This is a genomic window from Mangrovicoccus ximenensis, from assembly GCF_003056725.1.
In the GTDB taxonomy this organism is placed as follows: domain Bacteria; phylum Pseudomonadota; class Alphaproteobacteria; order Rhodobacterales; family Rhodobacteraceae; genus Mangrovicoccus; species Mangrovicoccus ximenensis.
The window spans coordinates 265,103-283,118 of sequence record NZ_QBKZ01000015.1; the positions used below are offsets into that span (position 1 = coordinate 265,103).

14 protein-coding genes and 1 pseudogene are annotated in these 18,016 nt (G+C 69.3%); 5 read left to right on the forward strand and 10 right to left on the reverse strand.

Going from position 1 to position 18,016, the window contains the following annotated elements; all coding sequences use genetic code 11:
- The first annotated feature begins 71 nt into the window (after positions 1-71).
- Entirely contained in the window at positions 72-389 is a 318-nt protein-coding gene (locus C7T91_RS17240; RefSeq protein WP_108260328.1) for an FtsB family cell division protein, read from the forward strand.
- Here C7T91_RS17240 and cysE read toward each other — a convergent pair.
- The 9 genes from cysE to tpiA all read right to left on the reverse strand — a co-directional run bounded on the left by cysE (position 379) and on the right by tpiA (position 11,007).
- Positions 379-1,179 (reverse strand): serine O-acetyltransferase, encoded by an 801-nt coding sequence (gene cysE / locus C7T91_RS17245; protein ID WP_108260329.1) that lies wholly within the window; start codon positions 1,177-1,179, stop codon positions 379-381. The genes C7T91_RS17240 and cysE overlap by 11 nt on opposite strands.
- Before the next feature lie 83 nt (positions 1,180-1,262).
- Positions 1,263-1,979: a DUF2793 domain-containing protein gene (locus C7T91_RS17250; RefSeq protein ID WP_108260330.1), complete on the reverse strand. Its 717-nt coding sequence runs from the start codon at positions 1,977-1,979 to the stop codon at positions 1,263-1,265.
- A complete protein-coding gene (locus C7T91_RS17255; protein WP_108260331.1) occupies positions 1,969-5,886 on the reverse strand; it encodes a baseplate multidomain protein megatron in 3,918 nt (1,305 codons plus the stop codon). The genes C7T91_RS17250 and C7T91_RS17255 overlap by 11 nt, the downstream gene beginning before the upstream one ends.
- Positions 5,886-6,332, reverse strand: a complete 447-nt coding sequence (locus tag C7T91_RS17260; RefSeq protein ID WP_108260332.1) for an NlpC/P60 family protein — start codon at positions 6,330-6,332, stop codon at positions 5,886-5,888. Before C7T91_RS17260 ends, C7T91_RS17255 begins: the two co-directional genes overlap by 1 nt.
- The gene (locus C7T91_RS17265) at positions 6,329-7,213 is read right to left on the reverse strand and encodes a DUF2163 domain-containing protein (RefSeq protein ID WP_108260333.1); all 885 of its coding nucleotides are present in this window, start codon (positions 7,211-7,213) and stop codon (positions 6,329-6,331) included. The genes C7T91_RS17260 and C7T91_RS17265 overlap by 4 nt, the downstream gene beginning before the upstream one ends.
- Positions 7,213-7,836 carry a DUF2460 domain-containing protein gene (locus C7T91_RS17270; RefSeq protein ID WP_108260334.1) on the reverse strand — a complete coding sequence of 208 codons (624 nt, stop codon included), beginning with the start codon at positions 7,834-7,836 and terminating at the stop codon, positions 7,213-7,215. The genes C7T91_RS17265 and C7T91_RS17270 overlap by 1 nt, the downstream gene beginning before the upstream one ends.
- 17 nt (positions 7,837-7,853) lie before the next feature.
- On the reverse strand, positions 7,854-8,513 hold the full coding sequence (locus tag C7T91_RS17275; RefSeq protein WP_108260335.1) for a phage tail tape measure protein: 660 nt from the start codon (positions 8,511-8,513) through the stop codon (positions 7,854-7,856).
- A complete protein-coding gene (locus C7T91_RS36015) occupies positions 8,506-8,718 on the reverse strand; it encodes a rcc01693 family protein (protein WP_269102256.1) in 213 nt (70 codons plus the stop codon). The genes C7T91_RS17275 and C7T91_RS36015 overlap by 8 nt, the downstream gene beginning before the upstream one ends.
- 1,554 nt (positions 8,719-10,272) lie before the next feature.
- Positions 10,273-11,007 (reverse strand): triose-phosphate isomerase, encoded by a 735-nt coding sequence (tpiA, locus tag C7T91_RS17285; protein WP_108260337.1) that lies wholly within the window; start codon positions 11,005-11,007, stop codon positions 10,273-10,275.
- A gap of 207 nt (positions 11,008-11,214) precedes the next feature.
- Between tpiA and ppsA the strand changes: the two genes are divergently transcribed.
- Positions 11,215-13,692 carry a phosphoenolpyruvate synthase gene (gene ppsA, locus C7T91_RS17290; protein ID WP_236638299.1) on the forward strand — a complete coding sequence of 826 codons (2,478 nt, stop codon included), beginning with the start codon at positions 11,215-11,217 and terminating at the stop codon, positions 13,690-13,692.
- A 6-nt stretch (positions 13,693-13,698) separates the two neighbouring features.
- Here the strand turns inward: ppsA and C7T91_RS36020 are convergent.
- A pseudogene (locus C7T91_RS36020) lies at positions 13,699-14,169 on the reverse strand (amino acid--tRNA ligase-related protein); the annotation flags it as partial.
- 260 nt (positions 14,170-14,429) lie between these two features.
- On the opposite strand from C7T91_RS36020, the gene C7T91_RS17300 reads away from it, so the two are divergent.
- The 3 genes from C7T91_RS17300 (at position 14,430) to C7T91_RS17310 (ending at position 18,006) form a co-directional block, all read left to right on the forward strand.
- Complete coding sequence (locus C7T91_RS17300; RefSeq protein WP_145962923.1) at positions 14,430-15,083, forward strand: hypothetical protein; 654 nt, start codon at positions 14,430-14,432, stop codon at positions 15,081-15,083.
- Between the two features lie 203 nt (positions 15,084-15,286).
- Positions 15,287-16,762, forward strand: coding sequence for a glycoside hydrolase family 3 C-terminal domain-containing protein (locus C7T91_RS17305; protein WP_108260340.1), 1,476 nt, complete (start codon positions 15,287-15,289; stop codon positions 16,760-16,762).
- Positions 16,750-18,006 carry a glucoamylase family protein gene (locus C7T91_RS17310; protein WP_108260341.1) on the forward strand — a complete coding sequence of 419 codons (1,257 nt, stop codon included), beginning with the start codon at positions 16,750-16,752 and terminating at the stop codon, positions 18,004-18,006. The genes C7T91_RS17305 and C7T91_RS17310 overlap by 13 nt, the downstream gene beginning before the upstream one ends.
- Positions 18,007-18,016 lie beyond the last annotated feature (10 nt).

The following is an 18,016-nucleotide window of genomic DNA, read 5'->3' on the forward strand; positions in this document are numbered from 1 at the left end:
CAGAAGGCTGAAACTTGGGATTCCCGCAGGCCCCGGCCTGTGGCATAGTCCGGCGAAAACAAGAGGCACCGATGCAGCGCAGTTCCAGACCCTCCGCGACCTTCCTGCTCTATCTCTGCGTGGCGACCCTGCTTTCGGGCTATTTCGCCTATGCAGCCGTGCGCGGCGATCTCGGCGTAATCGAGAGGCTGGTGATCAGCGCGCAGCTGAAGGACCTGGAAGCCGAGAAGGCCGGGCTGGAAGAGCAGATCGCGCAGCTGTCGAACAAGACCCGCCGCATGTCGGATGATTACCTCGACCTCGACCTGCTCGACGAGCAGGCCCGCTCGGTTCTGGGAATGATGCGCGCCGACGAGCTGGTCATCGACGAGAATTCCGTCAGCCGATGAACTGGTCCATCCGGACCGAAGGCTGATCGCAGCCAGCTTCGCCGACGATCTTGGCGGGAACGCCCGCCACCGTCTTGCCGCAGGGCACTTCCTGGAGCACCACCGATCCGGCGGCGATCCGCGAGCAGTTGCCGACCCGGATATTGCCCAGCACCTTCGCGCCCGCCCCGATCAGCACGCCGTCGCCGATCTTGGGATGGCGGTCGCCGTCTTCCTTGCCGGTCCCGCCCAGCGTCACGCTGTGCAGCATCGAAACATTGTCGCCCACCGCCGCAGTCTCGCCGATGACGATGGAATGGGCGTGATCGATCATGATCCCCTGCCCGATCTTCGCCGCCGGATGGATATCGGCGCTGTAGAGCTCGGACATGCGCATCTGCAGGTAATAGGCCAGATCCTGGCGCTCATGCGTCCAGAGCCAATTGGCCACGCGATAGGCCTGCAGGATCTGGAATCCCTTGAAATAGAGGAACGCCTGCAGCAGCCGGTGGCAGGCCGGATCGCGCTCGTAGACCGCCATCAGGTCGGCCCGCGCCGCGCGGCCCAGCGACGGCTCGCAGTCATAGGCCCGCTCGGCCAGGTCGCGCAGGATCGGCTCGGACAGATCCGCCGAGGCCATCTTGGTCGCGATCCGGGCCGCCAAAGCCGATTCCAGCGTGCGGTGATGCAGCACGCTGGTATGGAAGAAGCCGCCAAGGCTCGGCTCGTCGCGGAGCGCGGTTTCGGCTTCCTCGACGATGTTCGACCAGACCGGGTCGAAGGCGGCAACAGAGATCTTCGCTTCGGGCATGGGCTTCCCTCCAATGCGCAGCAAGATAGGGGCTTTGGAGGGGCAGGACAAACCGGAATTTCGTATCGGTTTGTTTCAGTGCGTCACAAGCGCGGCACGGAAAGGTGGCGCAGATGCACAGCGATCCGCACCCGGCCGCCGTTGAACGCCCCGTTCCGCGCGGTCAGCACCAGCGGCGTGTCCTCGTAATAGGTGATCGGCGCGCCGGTCAGGCCGTAGGTCCAGTTGTTCGCCAGGAGCCGCAGGTCGTAGCCATAGCGCGACAGGCTGCCCGGCACGCCCAGCTGCCAGCGGAACAGGCTGCCGTCATTGAGTTTCTGGACGACCCGCGCGGTCACGCCGAGGACGGTCGTGTAGGCCGGAATCTTCCATGCAGTGGTCACCGAGGTCCCGGTGCCGATCGCCTGCTCGAACTCGGCCAGTTCGATGGCGGTGGCGGCACCATAGGGCGAGACGGCGACGGCATCGCTCTGCCAGGCCGTGCCGTCATGCAGGTAATGCCGCGCCTCGTCCTTGACGAAGGCCTTCCAGCCCGCCTTCGGATCGATGAACATCCAGCCGCCATTGACGAAGACCGCGATCCTGTCCCGCTGGAACGCCCAGGCGCCCCCCAGCCCGGTCGGCAGCCCCCAGGCCTGTCCCTCGACCGGATCGGCGGGCGGCGACTGCACGCTCAGCGACTCCAGCGTCAGCTGCGTGACGGCGTCGAGAATGGCCAGCGACTCGTTGACCACGATGTGCTTCTGCGCCTGCGACTGCTGCAGCAGCGGCAGCGCGAGATTGGCGGTGCTAGACGACATAGAGCTCTATCCTCCTTGCAGGACCCGGACCGTAGAGGTCCGAAACTTGGGCGACTTCCACGGCATAGGAGCCGGTGAGGCCGTCGGCGGCCCGCTGGGCCTCGGTGTAGTCGAATTGCGGCACGGTCACGTCGCGGACGCGGATATCCGCCCCGCCGGTGCGCACCGTCACCCGGTAAAGCTCGCGAGCCTCGCCCAGCGGCACTTCCGGCAGCGACCAGTCATCGCCCAGCCGCGTGCGCCGCACCCAGGTGAAGCGGTGCGTGCCGCTGGAGAGCACCTCGCCCTCCAGCGAGACCGGCGCATAGGGACGCAGCCCGGTGGCATCGGCGGCATGCTGGACATGCAGGTAGTCGGGGCTGTCCAGCGGCGCATCCGCCGCGCCGATCCGGTAGTGGCGGTTCAGCCCGCGGATCGGCGGCACCGTCACCTGCGGCACCGATCCGTCGAGCAGCACCACCAGGCTTCCGGCGGGCCATTCGTCGGGGATGAACACATCCGTGCCCTGCTGGCCTCGCAGCCGCAGGCTGACCACCGCATTGCCGTTCTCGTCGAGACTGTGATCCAGGAACTGGAAGATCTCCCAGGGCCCGCCCTGCCCGTCGCCGATCGCCAGCGCATTCGCGCCGTTGAGCAGCGAGTCCCAGTCGGTGCCGCTCAGTTCCCCGGACGCCAGGTCGATGACCAGCGGATCGCCGCGGTCGAGCAGTCCCGGATCGGCGCGCTTCAGGACGCTCAGCGTCAGGCCCAGCGTCGCGCTGTCCTCCACCAGCGTGTTCAGCCCGTAATTCGCATCCGAAGCCGAGGAGTAGACCGCGACATCGCCCGGCCAGGGGGCGGCCGCCACCGCCAGGTGCGGCGCATAGGGGTCCTCGTCCCCCAGCAGCAGAGGCAGGTCGAGAAACAGCGGGAAGGGCAGCGCCGAGGGCGGCGGCACGGCCAGCGGATCGCCCTCCTCGTAGCCACCGCCGGGGATGTAGACGCCCGGCTCCACCCGCACCGCCTCGACGAGGCGGATGCCGAAATCCTCGATCCGGTCGATCCGGTAGAGCGCCGGTCCGGCGGCCTCCTGGATCTCCACCACGTCGCCCGCGCTCACGTTGATGTAGGATGGCGGCAGCGCGAAGCTGACCGTGTCGCGGCTGACCCGCGCCTCGCTGAGCCAGCGCTCGGCCATGCGCTGGCCCTCGCCGAAGGTCAGCGACATGTTCAGGTCCGACATCGTCACCGCGCGCGCATCGTCGGCCGGATAGGACGCGCTGCTGCTGCGCGCCTCATAGGCGCCGTCCGCGGCGACATGGGCGATCTGCACCGTGCCCGCGACCTCCGCCTCGGGCTGGCGGGTCTGCAGCAGGTCGCCGTCCTGCTCGGGATGCACGGCCAGATCCTCCGGCAGGAGCCGCAGGTCGGCGCGGCCGGTGCGGCTGCGGAAGGACAGCACGCCGTCGCGCTCCACGGCATCGAAGCCATGGGCCAGCATCAGGGGCTGCAGCGCCGCCCGCGCCCCGTCGAGCGAGGTCACCGCATAGCCGCGCACATAGCCCCAGAGCGCGCTGGTATCGATCTCCGTCACGCCCGAGCGCAGGCAGATCTCGCGCACCACCTCGGCCAGGTCGCGCCCCGCCGTGCGGCCGTTGATCCAATGGCCGCGGATGTAGTTCTCGCCGTCGCCCCAGACAGTCCCAAGCGCCGGGAAATACGGATAGGGCCGCGCGTCCCAGGCCCAGACATGTGCCTTCGTCATGTCGATCATCGGCCCGCCATAGACCGTCGAGACCGGGTTGTTCTCAGCCTGTTCCCAGTAATCCTGCACGGCGCGGACATACTGCATCTGGATCAGGTCGTCGCGCGCCCCGGTCGAGTAATATGGAATGTCCGACTCGGAGGATTTCGGATCAAGGAACTTGTTCGGCTGGTTGGTGCCCTTGTCGATCGCCGCGCAGCCGAATTCGGTGAACCAGACCGGCTTCGACTGCGGCACCCAGGCCGTCGGCGCCTCCTGGCGCACCCCGCCGATCCGCTCGTGATGCGGCAGCGACCACCAGGACCGGATGTCCTTGTAGCGCCAGATCCAGGGCTCGCCATGGGCGCCGTCGGTGATCGGCAGCCGCTCCTGCGCGTTGCGTCCGGCATCGTCGGCATAATACCAGTCATAGCCCTCGCCGCCCTCGATATTGGCCTTGAGATAGTCGATGCTGTGGATGCTGCGCCAATGGCTGTCGGCATGCTCCGCATCGTCGCGCCAGTCGGACAGCGGCATGTAGTTGTCGATGCCGATGAAGTCGATATCGGCATACGCCCAGAGCGGGTCGAGATGGAAATAGCGGCTGCCGTCATGCGAGGAATAGCCGAAATATTCCGACCAGTCCGCCGCATAGCCAAGCTTGGCCCCCGCCCCCAGTACCTGGCGCACGTCCTCGGCCAAGCGGCAGAATTCCTCGACTGCCGGAAAGCTGTGATCTTCGGCCCTGAGCTGCGTCAGGCTGCGCATCTCCGAGCCGATGACGAAGGCATCGACCCCGCCCGCCGCCTTGCACAGATGCGCGTAGTGCAGGATGAAACGGCGGTAGCTCCACTCCTGCGGCCCCGAATAGGACACGGTGCTGCCATCGACCGAGAAGTCCGAAACCTGCGCCGTGCCGAAGAACTCCGCCACCTCGCCGCGCGCCGCCGCGCTGCCGTCGGGGCTGCCCCCGACGCCCGGGGCAAGCGATCCGGTGATCCGGCCGCGCCAGGGCAGCGGCGGCTGCTCGGGCCCGCCCCACCAGGGATTGACCAGCCCGTTGCCCTCGAGCTGCTCCATCAGGATGAACGGATAGAACACGACATCCTTGCCGCGGCTGCGCAGCTCCCGCATCGCCTCGACCACCGAAGCATCGGCCGGCGTCCCGCCATAGAGCGGCCGCCCGTCATAGAGCGGGACCTCCCCGGCCTCCAGCCGGTCGGTCCCGGATACCGTCCAGGGCATCCTGCTCGACCCGACCAGCTTCTGCTCGACCTTGGGTTTCAGCGTGCAGCGGTTGCAGCGCAAGTCGTTGCCGAACCAGGACACGACCATGAGCGCGGAGCCGCAATTCGGCAGCTCGGCATCGAGCTGGTCCATCGAGGTCAGGAAATCCGACTTGCCCGAGGGCGAATTGCGGTTGCCGGGCACCGACCGGCCGATGCCCTTGTCGTAATGCACGACCGAGGTCGCCAGCGTGTATTCGCCGCTGCCGGGCATCAGCGCCACGGCCTTGACCGCACTGGCCAGCGACGGCACCTCGCCCTCGCTCGCGGCCTGGGCCGGGCGCAGCACCTCGAAGCTGAATTGCGGCACGCGGTTGCCGAAGCGCTCGAGCTCCAGATCCGAGATCACCACATAGGCCAGCCCGCGATAGGCCGGCGCGTTCTCCAGCCCCTCGACCGCGGCGATCTTCGGATCCGGGTCCTGGTCTTCGGTGCCGCGATAGACCGAGATGTCGAGCTTGCTGCGGCCGATGACTTTCCCGTCCGCCCAGATCCGTCCGATATCCGAGATCTCGCCCTCGCAGAGCGCGATCGCCAGGCTGATCGAATAGCTGTAGCTGGTGACCGTGGTGGAGGGCGCGCTGCCTTTGCCGCCGCCGGATTTCTGCTTGCGTTTCCTCTCCTTGAACCGCGTCGACCAAATCACCTGCCCCGGCACGCGCATCCGGCCATAGACCTGCTGGATCGACGCGCCTTCGCTCGCCGAAGTTACCCGCAGCCGGTCGACCCGCCCGGTCTCCACCGCCTGCGACCCCGATCCCAGCAACCGTTGGTCGATCATCCGTCCGGCAACCGCCCCGGCCGCCCGGCCGAGAACCGCCGCCGAGATGCCCAGCACGGACCCGCCGATCGAAGCGCCCACCGAGGCGCCGACTGCACCGAGGACGATTGTCGCCATCACTTCACCTCGTCAGGAAAACGGAACCGCGCCACGATGCGGCGGGCCCAGGGATTGGTCAGAGGGGTTTCGGTCACCCCATGCCCGGAATAGGCGTGGATCACCGTCGGCATGCCGCGCAGCTCCGCGGCGATCCCCAGATGCTTGGCCACCGCGCCATCCCGCATGCGGAAGAGCAGCACGTCGCCGGGCAGAACACGGCCATCGGGCGCCGGACGCAGATGATCGGCAGCGGCGCGCCAGAGGCGTTCCTCGCGCTGCGGCTCGCCCCAGTCCGCCGAATAGCCCGGCACGGCGGTCGGCTCCCGCCCGTGCAGCTCGCGCCAGATGCCGCGGATCAGCCCGAGGCAATCGGTCCCCGCCTGGCGGGTGGAACACTGGTGCCGGTAGGGCGTGCCGATCCAGCCGCGCGCCAGCGCGACGACATCGCGTGTCTCGGTGCTCATCTGTACCTGCTCCCGCCGTCATTGCCGCCGCTGCGCGAGGGATAGCTCAGCAGCCAGTCTTCGCCCGGAATGTGCGGACAGCCCCGGAAATTCGGGAAATTGCCGTATTTCACCTTGCAGGTCTCCGCCCGCTTGTCGCAGCCCGCCACCAGCCGGACCCGGTCGCCCGGCGCTATGCCGCCGCGGATCTCCTCCCACAGCTCGACGCTGCGCACCGGACCCGCGCGGTCGGATTTGACATGGCCCGACAGCCCGGCCGCCGCCCCGTCCAGCACCTCGAACCGGCCCTGCTCGAACCAGCGGTCGGCATACTGGCCCAGCGCGGGCAGAGCGAACCGGCTGCGCCCCGTCATCGAGGCCACCGAAGCCTCGACCGTGTAGTCCGGCCCCGACAGGTCGAGCCCGCAGCGCGCATCGCCAAGCTGCGCCGAGCAGCCGCGCTGGAACACCCGCCCCTGCGTCTGGTTCAGCGCCTCCGACAGGCCGCGAAGTTCGGCGCGGAACTCGCCCGCCTCCATCTTCACCTCGCCCAGCGCGCCGCGGAACTGCAGCGCCCGCTGCTCCGCGTCGCTCCAATTGACCAGCCAGGCCGACACCTCCGCGCCGTCGAACAGCCCCGCCTTCAGCTCGTCTTCGGATACCGCGCTGTCGCTCAGCACGCCCGCCGCCTCGCTGTTGTCGACCGACAGCCCGGTGGTCTGCGACAGCGCATTGGCGGTCAGGCCGGTGCCCGCGCGGAAGGTGACGCCGCCGAAGCTCAGGTCCCGGTCATGGTCGGTGAAGCCGAACACCGCGCCATCCTTCCGCGTCAGCCGCCAGCAATGGCAAACCGTGGTATGACCGCCCGCAAAGTGGTCGAGAAAATCTCCGGTAACAGGCATCAGACCCTCAGCTCCACGATCGGCACATTGGGAACGTCGCCCGCCTGGAAACTGGCGACCGAGGTCACGATCCGGTCGGTATCGAACCGCACCGGCACGTCGAATTCGAAGCCTGCGGTGATTGCCGCACCGGCCGCCGGAGCGGCCGTGAACACCACCTGCCCAGCCGCCGGGTCCAGCACCCAGTCTGCCACCTCGGCGCCCTCCACGGCGACCTTCACCGTGCCCTCGACCGGCTTCCTGATCGGCCGGTCATAGCTCTGCGCGCCCGAGGCATAGGTCTTGCTCAGCTGGAACACCCGCTCGCTGCCGTCTCCGGTCCCGATCGCCTGGTCCGTTGCCGTCACCTCCGCCGAGGGCGCGCCGCTGCGGTAATCCGCCCAGTCCTTCCAGCGGAAACCGTAGAGCTGCCCCTGCCGCGCCTCGAAGAAGGCGATCAGCATCTCGATATCGTCGAGCGACCGCATCCCCATCCCCGCATCATAGCGGCGGCGCGAATGCGACCAGGGCGTGTTGCGTTCCTCGTATCCGTTCGCCAGCGTGACGATCGCGGTGCGCCGCTCCGGCCCGCCCATCGAGCCGAAGCTCAGCGAGGCGGGAAACCTGACCTCATGAAATGCCATCGAACTGTCCTTTCCGTTCAACGGTTGCGCTGTCCGCGCGAAAGCGCGCGGCCCATCTGCGCGGCGATCTGGCCCTGGCTGCGGCGGAAGCTCTCGGCATCGGTCGTGCTGATGTTCATCACCACGCTGACCCCGGCCCCGCCCTGGGCACGCACGCCGAGCGATCCGTCGGGCCCGCGGCTCAGTGGCATGATCGCCTCGGGCCCAGCCTCGCCCATCAGCCCGGTCGCGCCGCGCATCGGGAAGGCCGTCGGGCCCGACACGATCCCCCCCTTGGCGAAGGGCATCACGCGTCCCTGGGCGAAGCTGCCGCCCTTCTCGAAGGGCATGATCCCCGACATCACCGCCGAGACGCCGCTGCCCAGCATGCCGCCGACATGCTTCATCACCGGGTTCACCGCCGAAGCATAGGCTGCGTTGACCATCGACTCGCCGATCTTGGAAAATGCATCCTGCAGCCGCATGCCGTCGAAGATCACGCCGTCGAAAGCCGAGCGCAGCCCGCGGCTGATCCCGCCCGACAGGGTCGAGACCTGCTTCGAGGTATCCGCGATGGTGGCGCGCATCTGCTCCAGCTCGCCCGCGAAGGCCGAGGCCACCACCTGCGTCCCGGCCAGGCTCTCTTCCAGCGCATCCACCTGGTCGGAGAAATCGTCGAGCCCCGTCACCTCAGTCATCATCCGCATCCTTCGTCACATCGGGAAAGCGCCGCGCCAGCTCTTCGAGCCCGGCCCGGCCCAGAGGACCCGCCCGCGCGTCGCGGCCGAGCATGATCACCAGTTCCGCAGGCGTCAGCGCCCAGAACTCGCGCGGGGTCAGCCGCAGCTCGTGCAGCCCCGCCCGCATCAGCCCCGGCCAGTCGAGGCCCTTCGGGAAATCGATCTCCCGGATCGATGTCCGGTTCTCAGCCCGCTCGCCGTCAGCCTGCCTGCAGCGCAGAGCGGCGGCCCAGCTCGCCCGCCAGCCAGCGCGAGGCCCATCGCTAACCGCACCACAAAGTGGGACAGGATCACCGGGGCGGACAAGCCCTGCCAGCCGGCCGGGGGAGCGTCTGGCGAATGGCGCGCGGATGCATGTGGAGGTCATGATGGACGGCTTTCCGGCGCTGCCGCAGATGTCCGGTTGTGCCGGAGACTTTGCGGGCGAGGTCCGGCGCTGTGCCGAACAACGGAGTTCAATTGCCGTCTGGGGCCTTGCAGCGCAAATGCCCGGCGGAACGCGGGTCGTGAATTCAGCCTGTGCGCTGCCGGGCTGGAGCAGGCTTCCGAAGACGACGCATGAGGCCGCGAGCTGGTACGCGCATGATCGGGCGCTGAGGCAGAGCTGTGCCCGTCCGTCTGGTGCGATGCCGAGATGGCGTGGAATGCGGCCGCGCCGGGCAAGCGCAGACGTCGCGCTCAAGGGGGGCTCCGGTCTGCCGATCCGCCGGGCGAGCCTTCTGCACCTGCGCGGATCCGGCTGGGCCGTGCCGGACGCCAGCGCCCTGGCGCGGCGGAGGAAAACCTTGGCGTGACCCTTCCGTGGCGCGGGGTCCGAGGGATCTTTGCATCTGTCCGCCCCGTCTCGAGGATTGCGGGGAAATGCCCTGCCGGGCAGCGGAGAGCCCGACGTCAAGTTCGAAGGCGGCGCTTAGCACAGGCGCAGGCATGGCGCGCTCGGGATCGGCTGGGGTGCCGTCGGTTCCGAACGCGCGGCGCGCGGCTGGCGAGGGCTTTGCCACATGGGCAGCTGATGCTGCCTGCGTCCCGCACGCCCGCCGCGACGCCATCGCTGCCCGCGGTGCCGCTGCCCCCCCCCTCAAGGCCATTGAAACCGGGCACGGCCGGGGCAGGGACAAGACATGGGCCGGGTCCGGAAGCGGTTCGAGCTTGCCTCCCGCGAGTGCGGGATCCGCGTGAGGCTGGCCGGGCAGCGTCTGATGTCCCGTGTCTCCGGCCGTCGGGTGGCGGAGAAGCAGGGCCGGATGGCCGCCGCAAACCGGGTCTCTGACCGCGGTTTGCGGGGATGGGGGCTGCCATCCGCTGATTGGCGCAGCAGCGTCGCTGTCTGGGCCGCAGCGGCCGGAACCGGGACGGACAGCGCAAGGCGGTGGGATGCAGGGAGGGCAGCCGGTCGTTCAGGCCGAGCGGCAGGGGACCGGACTGTTCCGCCTCTCCGCCGCATGCTGCGCAGCGAAGATGGCGCGCGGGCCACGACCGGGGGAAGGAGTCTCCGGGGCTTGGACGGGAGAACGGGCAAGTTGCCTGTCCGCGTCGGGTCGGGGAACAGGCCTGCTTGAGCTGAATCGCGGCCCGGATCCTGGCTGCTCCCGACGGCGCAGGGAAAACCGGTCGAAGCTCCGGCCGCCTCCGCCTGCCAGCCTGCGGGATGCTGTCCGGCGGCGGGCACGGCAGGGGCGGCGGGGAAGCGTCTAGCTCCCCCGCCGGGCGGCAGGGATCAGGCGGCGTCGAGCGCGGCGATGATCGCCCCGAAATCTGAGGCCTTCAGCGAGGCGCCGCCGACCAGCGCGCCGTCGACATTCGAGACCGCGAAAATCTCGGCGGCGTTGCCGGGCTTCACCGAACCGCCATAGAGCAGCGGGATGTCGGCGGCAGCGGCGCCGAAGCGGCCGGTCAGCGCGGCACGCATCGCGTCATGCACCTCGGCGATCTGCTCAAGCGTCGGGGTGCGGCCGGTGCCGATCGCCCAGACCGGCTCGTAGGCGATGACCAGTCCGGGCGTGTCGGGCAGCGAGCCTGCGAGCTGCGCGGTGACCACGGCCAGCGTCTCGCCGGAATCGCGCTCGGCCTCTGTCTCGCCGACGCAGACGACCGGCAGCAGCCCGGCCTCCAGCGCGGTCTCGGCCTTGGCCCTGACCAGCGCGTCGGTCTCGCCGTGATCGGCGCGGCGTTCGGAATGGCCGAGGATCACGTGGCTGGCACCGGCATCTGCGAGCATCGCGGCGCTGATGTCTCCGGTATGCGCGCCCGAGGCTTTCCCGTGGCAATCCTGTCCGCCGACCGCGATGAAGCTGCCCTGGCAGGTCTCGGCCATCGCGGCGACCAGCGTCGCCGCCGGGCAGAGCAGGACGCCGCAGCCGGGTGCGTCGCCCTCGAGCAGCGTCCGCACCTCCGCGAGGTCGGCGCTCAGGCCGTTCATCTTCCAGTTCCCTGCTGCGAGCTTGCGTGCCATCGCCTGTGTCCTTCCGGTTATCTCTGCGGGCCGGGGCGCGGCCCGACCGGAGGCTTAGCACAAGTCCCGCCCCGGACAACCGGGGTAACATGACGCCGCTGCGGCGGAGCGGTTTTCCCCTTTTGCGTGTCGCTGTCCTGCAGCATAGTTTCTGTCGATGGATAAAATGATTCCATACCATTGAGTCGAATGATCTCGGAGACAGAGATGGGGCGTCAGCGTTTCGGCAACCTGCTGATCGACACGGCCGACCGGATGGCTGCGGCGCAGGACGGCGAGGCGCGCTGGCAGGCGACCGTCGACATCTGCACCGCGCTCGGCGCAACCTCCGTCAATTCCTGCGGTTTCCTCGACCGGTCGGGCCAGATCGCCTGGATGCGCAACACGCTGTCGGCCGATTGGCTGGACGAATACGGCGGCGCCGGGCTGGTTTCGGTGGATGCAACCGTGCCGATGGCCGGCAGCGGACGGCTTCCGCCGGTGCTCGACCTGCGCCAGCTCCCGGCCTATGGCTGGGATGCCAAGCGCCGGGACCAGCTGGGCGCGCTGCGCGCGCGGGCCGGGCTGCGCGTGCTGGGCGGCACATGGCCCGCAGGCATGGAGGCCGAGATCCGCGCCGCCTACCGCCAGCTGGCCGAACGGGCAGGGGAGGCGGAGCCCTCGGTCGCGGTGCGCAGCTCGGCCACTGCCGAGGACCTGCCCGATGCCAGCTTCGCCGGCCAGCAGGAAACCTTCCTCAACATCCGCGGCGAGGAGGCGCTCCTGGCGGCCTGCCGCCGCTGCTACGCCTCGCTCTTCACCGACCGCGCGATCACCTACCGGCGGCTCAAGGGGTTCGGCCAGCTCTCGGTCGCGCTCTCGGTCGGGGTGCAGCTGATGGTGCGCTCGGATACCGGCGGCTCGGGGGTGATGTTCTCGCTCGACACCGAGAGCGGCTTCGACCGGATGGTGCTGATCAACGCCGCCTGGGGCCTGGGCGAGACCGTGGTGCAGGGCGCGGTCAGCCCGGACGAATACCAGGTCTACAAGCCCTTCCTCGCCGACCCGTCGCTGGTGCCGGTCCTGCACAAGGCGCTCGGCGCGAAGGAGATCAAGATGATCCACGGCACGGGGACCGACATGCCGACCCGCAACGTGCCGACCTCGAAGGCCGAGCGCGAAAGCTTCGTGCTGTCGGATGCCGAAATCCTGGAGCTGGCGCGGATGGCGGTGAAGATCGAGGCGCATTACGGCTGTCCGATGGACATGGAATGGGCGCGCGACGGCGGCACCGGACGGCTCTACATCGTGCAGGCCCGGCCCGAGACGGTGCAGTCGCGCAGCGCGGCCGGGGCGTTCCGCAGCTACCGGCTGGGCAAGGCGGGAGAGGCGCTGGTCAAGGGGCTCAGCGTCGGCGGTGCGGTGGCCACCGGCGAGGTCTGCCTCCTGGAGAGCGCCGCGGACATCTCCCGCTTCGTCGACGGCAGCGTGCTGGTGACCTCGACCACCGATCCCGACTGGGTGCCGGTGATGAAGCGCGCCGCCGCCATCGTCACCGACCATGGCGGGCGCACCTCGCATGCCGCCATCATCAGCCGCGAGCTGGGCGTCCCGGCGGTGGTCGGCACCGGCAACGCCACCCATGTTCTGCATGACGGGCAGACGGTGACAGTGTCCTGCGCCGCGGGCGACGAGGGCGTGGTCCATGCCGGGACGGCGGAATACACCGTCGAGGAAACCCGGCTCGATGCCGTGCCGCAGACGAAGACGAAGGTCATGCTCAACATGGCCAATCCGGCGGCGGCGGCGCGCTGGTGGCGGCTGCCGGCGGACGGCGTCGGGCTGGCGCGGATGGAATTCGTCATCTCGAACGAGGTGAAGGTGCATCCGCTGGCGCTGACCCGCTATGACAGCCTGCCCGAGGGCCCCGAGCGGGAGGCGGTGGACCGGCTGACCCGCGGCTATGGCGACCGCCGGGATTATTTCGTCGAGACGCTGGCGCGCGGCCTGTCGCGCATCGCCGCCACCTGGCATCCCGCTCCTGCGATCATCCGGATGAGCGATTTCAAGACCAACGAATATGCCGATCTCCTGGGCGGGCGGGTCTTCGAGCCCGAGGAAGAGAACCCGATGATCGGATTCCGCGGCGCCTCGCGCTACTATTCCGAGGCCTATCGCGACGGCTTCGCGCTGGAATGCCGGGCGATCAAGCGGCTGCGCGAGGAGATGGGATTCACCAATGCGGTGGTGATGATCCCGTTCTGCCGCACGGCGGGCGAGGCCGACCGCGTGCTGGAGGTCATGGCCGAAAACGGGCTCAGGCGCGGGGAGAACGGGCTCGAGGTCTATGTGATGTGCGAGATCCCGGCGAACGTGATCGAGGCCGAGGCCTTTGCCGAACGCTTCGACGGCTTCTCGATCGGCTCGAACGACCTGACCCAGCTGACGCTCGGCATCGACCGCGACTCCGAGGCGCTGGCCGATCTCTTCAGCGAGCGCGACCCGGCGGTGCTGTGGATGATCGAGACCGTGATCGCCAAGGCGAAGGCGGCCGGGCGCAAGATCGGGCTCTGCGGCCAGGCGCCCAGCAACCATCCCGATTTCGCGCGGCTGCTGGTCAGGGCCGGGATCGACACGATCTCGGTCACCCCCGACAGCTTCCTCGCCGTGAAGGCCCATGTCGCCGCGGCGGAACAGGAGGGCTGAGGCCGGTCAGGGCACCGGGGTCCAGAGCACGTCGTCGATCCTGGGCACGGCGGTGGCCAGCATCACCAGCCGGTCGAAGCCGAGCGCGATGCCCGAGGCCTCGGGCATGATCTCCAGCGCGGCGAGGAACTCCCCGTCGAGCGGATAGCGCTCGCCATAGACGCGGGCCTTCTCGTCCATCTCGGCCTCGAAGCGGCGGCGCTGCTCGGCGGCATCGGTCAGCTCGCCGAAGCCGTTGGCGAGTTCCACGCCGCAGGCATAGACCTCGAAGCGCTCCGCCTCGCGCGGGTCCCCGGCACAGCTGCGCGCCAGCGCCGCCTCGACGGCGGGATAGCGGTCGAGCATGGTCAGCCGCCCGTGGCCCAGATGCGGTTCCACCCGTTCCGACAGGATGCGCGAGAAGATGTCGGACCAGCCGTCATCCTCCGCCAAGCCGATGCCCGCCTCCCGCGCCGCCGCTGCCAGCGCGTCCCGGTCGCGGGATGTCCGCGCCCGGAGCCCTCGGCGGAGAGGCGCTGCGGACGAACCTCTCCGGCCGGCATCATGGAGCGGTAAGCCTTGCCGCGCCTGCGCACAGGCCCATGGCCCCGGCCAGCGCCCGTCGAGCGACAGGGGGCGGGACCGGGACCTCCGTCCGATGCCCGTCCGGACGGGCAATTTCCGGCCCGGCACCCTTGCGTGGGACTGGGTCGGCCGGATCTGCTTGAAGGCGCGACCGCGTCGCGTATACCCGCAGAATGGCAACGAAAAGCTTCTCGATCACCCTGCGCGACGACGGAACCGCCCGCCTGTCGTTCATCTACCGGACCCCCAGCCAGCCGGGGATATCCCGCCTGTCCTGCGATCTGTCCGCTGCCGGTCTCAAACGGCTGGTCGCGTTCTGCGAAATCTGCGATCTGCAGTCCGGCCGCCCGCTGCCTTTGGGACTGGAGCTGGAAGGCCTCGCGCTCCGCTACCGTCCCGGGACGCCGGCCCTGCTGCATCTGATGCGCATCGGGCGCCATGCCGCCGACTCCATGACCGCCCCGTTCGCCGATCTGCAATCCGAACTGGCCGAAGCTGCGGACCGCTGCCTGGCGGCGGCGCGGCAATCGCGCCGCGGCCGGATGATCTGGGAATTGCTGGGCGAGTGCCGGACTCCGGCGGAGATGCCGGTGCATCTGCCCTGGGACGAGGCCGACCACATCTTCCACCGGCTTTCGGAGATCACGCTGCTGTCGCTGTCCGAGGAGGCGGAAAATCCCAGATCCGCCCTGGCGCGCAAGCTGCGGCGCAAGAAGAGCTCGACCGAAGCGCTGGAGCATGTGGAGGCCGCCCTCTCGGCCCATGCCCGGATGCTGTTCGCCGGACGCGGCCAGCAGCCTGCCGCGGAGCAGTCCGCGACGGCGTGACGTCCGGCCCCGGGCGGCCCGCCATGCCGCAGAGGTCGCTTCCCGGGCCGGAGGCCGACCTGCCCGCTGCGGTTCCGCGCTCCATGCAGGCGCGGCTCGCCCATCTCCGCAGCCTCGACGTCCCGCGATGCAGGCCGGTGCGTTGACCTTGCCCTTGGATCCCGGACTGGGAGTAAAATTACTCCTAGAGAGAGGGATCCCGGATGAGCAGACAGCCCCGCCGCCACTTCGCCGCCGCGTTCAAGGAGCAGGCTGTTGCCCGACTTTCCGAGCCCGGCGTCGCTCAGGCCGGCGTTGCCCGGGAACTCGGCGTTATCCCCTCGCAGCTGTTAGGCTGGCGACTTGAACTGGCGGCTGCAGGGTCTGCCGAAGCGATCCGGCGCCAGCAGGCCGAGGCCGCCGAACTGGCCGAGCTGCGTCGCGCAGCGGGCGGCGGAACCGTGAACGCGAAGCCGGCCGTCATCGCCGCCCATGCTGGCGAGCACGCCATGATCGCGCGGCCCCTCGCTCCGGCGGGCCGCGCGCTGGCGCGCAAGGCCGCCGCCGGCTCCTGCGTGCTCCTGAAGAACACCCACCTGCTGCCGCTGAAGGCCGGCCAGAAGGTCGCGCTGATCGGCCCCCTGGGCGCGGACCGCGCCAACATGCTGGGCACCTGGTCGGTCTCGGGCGATGCGCGCGACGTGACCAGCCTCGAGGAGGCGCTGAAGGCGCATGACTGGGCCAGCCTGAAGACCGCCATCGGCGCCAACTTGGTCAGCGAGCCATGGATGGTCGACCGGCTGAACGTCCATGGCGTGACCGTCAGCCCCGATCCGCGCAGCGAAGCCGAGCTGATCCGCGAGGCCAAGGAGATCGCCGAGGCCGCCGATGTGGTGATCCTGGCGCTCGGCGAGGCCAAGGAACATGCCGGCGAAAGCTCGTCGCGGCTCTGCCCCGACCTGCCCGAACCGCAACGGCGGCTGGTGGCCGAGCTGGCGGCAGGCTGCACTCCGGTCGTCGCGGTGATCTTCGCGGGCCGCCCGCTGGCCTTGGGCAAGGTGCCCGAGCAGGTCGATGCGCTGCTCTATGCCTGGCATGGCGGCATCGCCGGCCCCGAGGGCGTGGCCGACATCCTGACCGGCGCGGCGGAGCCCACCGGCCGGCTCGCCGTCACCCTGCCGATGCATCCGGGCGAGACGCCGCTGAGCTATGCGGCCGAGCCGACCGGGCGCCCCTTCGCCGGACAGTTCCGGAAATTCCTGACCGGCTGGCTCGATCTCGAGGACAGCGCGGTCCCGGCCGCCTTTCCCTTCGGCTTCGGGCTGACCTATGGCCATGTCGAGTATTCCGCGCCGATGGCAGACGTGCCCGGCGGCGGCGAGGACGGCATGGCCGAGATCTCCGTCGACATCACCAACACCTCGGAGCGCGCGGTGACCGAGACGGTGCAGATGTACATCTCCGACCCCGAGGCGCAGATCACCCGGCCGGGCCGGCTCCTGAAGGATTTCCGCCGCGTTCCGGTCGCCCCCGGCGAGACCAAGCGCGTCACCTTCGAAATCACTGCGGACATGCTGAGCTATCACGTCGCCCCGAGCCTCCGCGAGGCCCGCAGGGTCTGGGACCCCGGCCGGATCATCGTCCATGTCGGCCCGGACAGCCGCGCCACCAAATCGGCGGAGATCACATGGGGGGCGTGATGGCCGGGCTGGACGATGCCGCGCTGCGCGACCGGATCGCGCAGGCGACGGCAGGCTATTTCCTCGACTGGAGCCATCCGGTTTCGGGCATGGCCCGGGAACGCTCGGCCGGGGCCTTCGGCTATGACGTGGAAGAAACGGTGACGACCGGCGGCACCGGCTTCGGCATCATGGCGCAGATCGTCGCCGCCGAGCGCGGCTGGCGCCCGCGCCAAGCGATCCTCGACCGGATGGAGCGGCTGGCCGGGTTCCTGGAAACCGCCGACCGCTTCAACGGCGTCTTCGCGCATTTCTACTACGGCTCGACCGGCAAGGTGATCCCCTTCATGGCCGGGGACGACGGCGGCGACATCGTCGAGACCTCGTTCCTCGCCATCGGCCTCCTGGCCGCGGCGGAGTATTTCACGGACGCGCCCGAACTGGCGGCGCGGATGGAGGCGATCGTCGCGGGCATCGACTGGTCGGCGCATGTCGGCCCGAAAGGCGTGATGTGGCACGCCCATCCCGACCGGCCCTTCGCCGGGAAGGCGCTGGACCTCGGCGGCTGGAACGAGGCCTTTCCGGTCTTCGTGCTCGGCGCCGGGGCGGAGGATCCTTCGCATCGCATCCCGGCGAACATCTACCATGACCGCTGGGCAAAGGCGCGCAGCTTCCTGAACGGCAAGGAGTTCGCGGGCATCCCGCTGCCCTTGGGCCCCGACTGGGGCGGACCGCTCTTCCTGTCGCAATACCCGTTCCTCGGCATCGACCCGCGCGGGCTGCGCGACGCCTATGCCGATTACGGCGTGCTGTCGCGCAACCACGCGCTGATCAACCGCGCGCATTGCCTGATCAACCCGCATGGCTATGCCGGCTACGGCCCGGACCTCTGGGGGCTGACCGCCGGCGACGACCATTCGGGCTATGTCGCGCATTCGCCGAAGGAGGATACCGGGGTGATCACGCCGACCGCGGTGCTGACCTCCTTCCCGATGGTGCCGGACGAGGCGATGCCGGTGATCCGCCACATGCATGACGGGCTGGGCGACCGGATCTTCGGCGAGATGGGCTTCGTCGACGGGTTCAGCCTGCATCACGACTGGGTGGCGGAGAGCCGGCTGGCGATCGACCAGGGGCCGATCGTCGTCGGGCTGGAAAACCACCGCTCGGGGCTGCTCTGGACGCTGGTGATGCGGCGGCCCGAGATCCGGCGCGGGCTGGCCGCGCTCGGATTTTCCTCGCCTCAGCTGCCCGCCAGCGCCTGACGCGCCCTGC

Excerpts from the sequence above, each read along its gene's own strand:
- C7T91_RS17240 (WP_108260328.1), top strand. The coding sequence starts at position 72 with ATGCAGCGCAGTTCCAGACCCTCCGCGACCTTCCTGCTCTATCTCTGC.
- cysE (WP_108260329.1), bottom strand. The coding sequence starts at position 1,179 with ATGCCCGAAGCGAAGATCTCTGTTGCCGCCTTCGACCCGGTCTGGTCG.
- C7T91_RS17250 (WP_108260330.1), bottom strand. The coding sequence starts at position 1,979 with ATGTCGTCTAGCACCGCCAATCTCGCGCTGCCGCTGCTGCAGCAGTCG.
- C7T91_RS17255 (WP_108260331.1), bottom strand. The coding sequence starts at position 5,886 with ATGGCGACAATCGTCCTCGGTGCAGTCGGCGCCTCGGTGGGCGCTTCG.
- C7T91_RS17260 (WP_108260332.1), bottom strand. The coding sequence starts at position 6,332 with ATGAGCACCGAGACACGCGATGTCGTCGCGCTGGCGCGCGGCTGGATC.
- C7T91_RS17265 (WP_108260333.1), bottom strand. The coding sequence starts at position 7,213 with ATGCCTGTTACCGGAGATTTTCTCGACCACTTTGCGGGCGGTCATACC.
- C7T91_RS17270 (WP_108260334.1), bottom strand. The coding sequence starts at position 7,836 with ATGGCATTTCATGAGGTCAGGTTTCCCGCCTCGCTGAGCTTCGGCTCG.
- C7T91_RS17275 (WP_108260335.1), bottom strand. The coding sequence starts at position 8,513 with ATGACTGAGGTGACGGGGCTCGACGATTTCTCCGACCAGGTGGATGCG.
- tpiA (WP_108260337.1), bottom strand. The coding sequence starts at position 11,007 with ATGGCACGCAAGCTCGCAGCAGGGAACTGGAAGATGAACGGCCTGAGC.
- ppsA (WP_236638299.1), top strand. The coding sequence starts at position 11,215 with ATGGGGCGTCAGCGTTTCGGCAACCTGCTGATCGACACGGCCGACCGG.
- C7T91_RS17300 (WP_145962923.1), top strand. The coding sequence starts at position 14,430 with ATGGCAACGAAAAGCTTCTCGATCACCCTGCGCGACGACGGAACCGCC.
- C7T91_RS17305 (WP_108260340.1), top strand. The coding sequence starts at position 15,287 with ATGAGCAGACAGCCCCGCCGCCACTTCGCCGCCGCGTTCAAGGAGCAG.
- C7T91_RS17310 (WP_108260341.1), top strand. The coding sequence starts at position 16,750 with ATGGGGGGCGTGATGGCCGGGCTGGACGATGCCGCGCTGCGCGACCGG.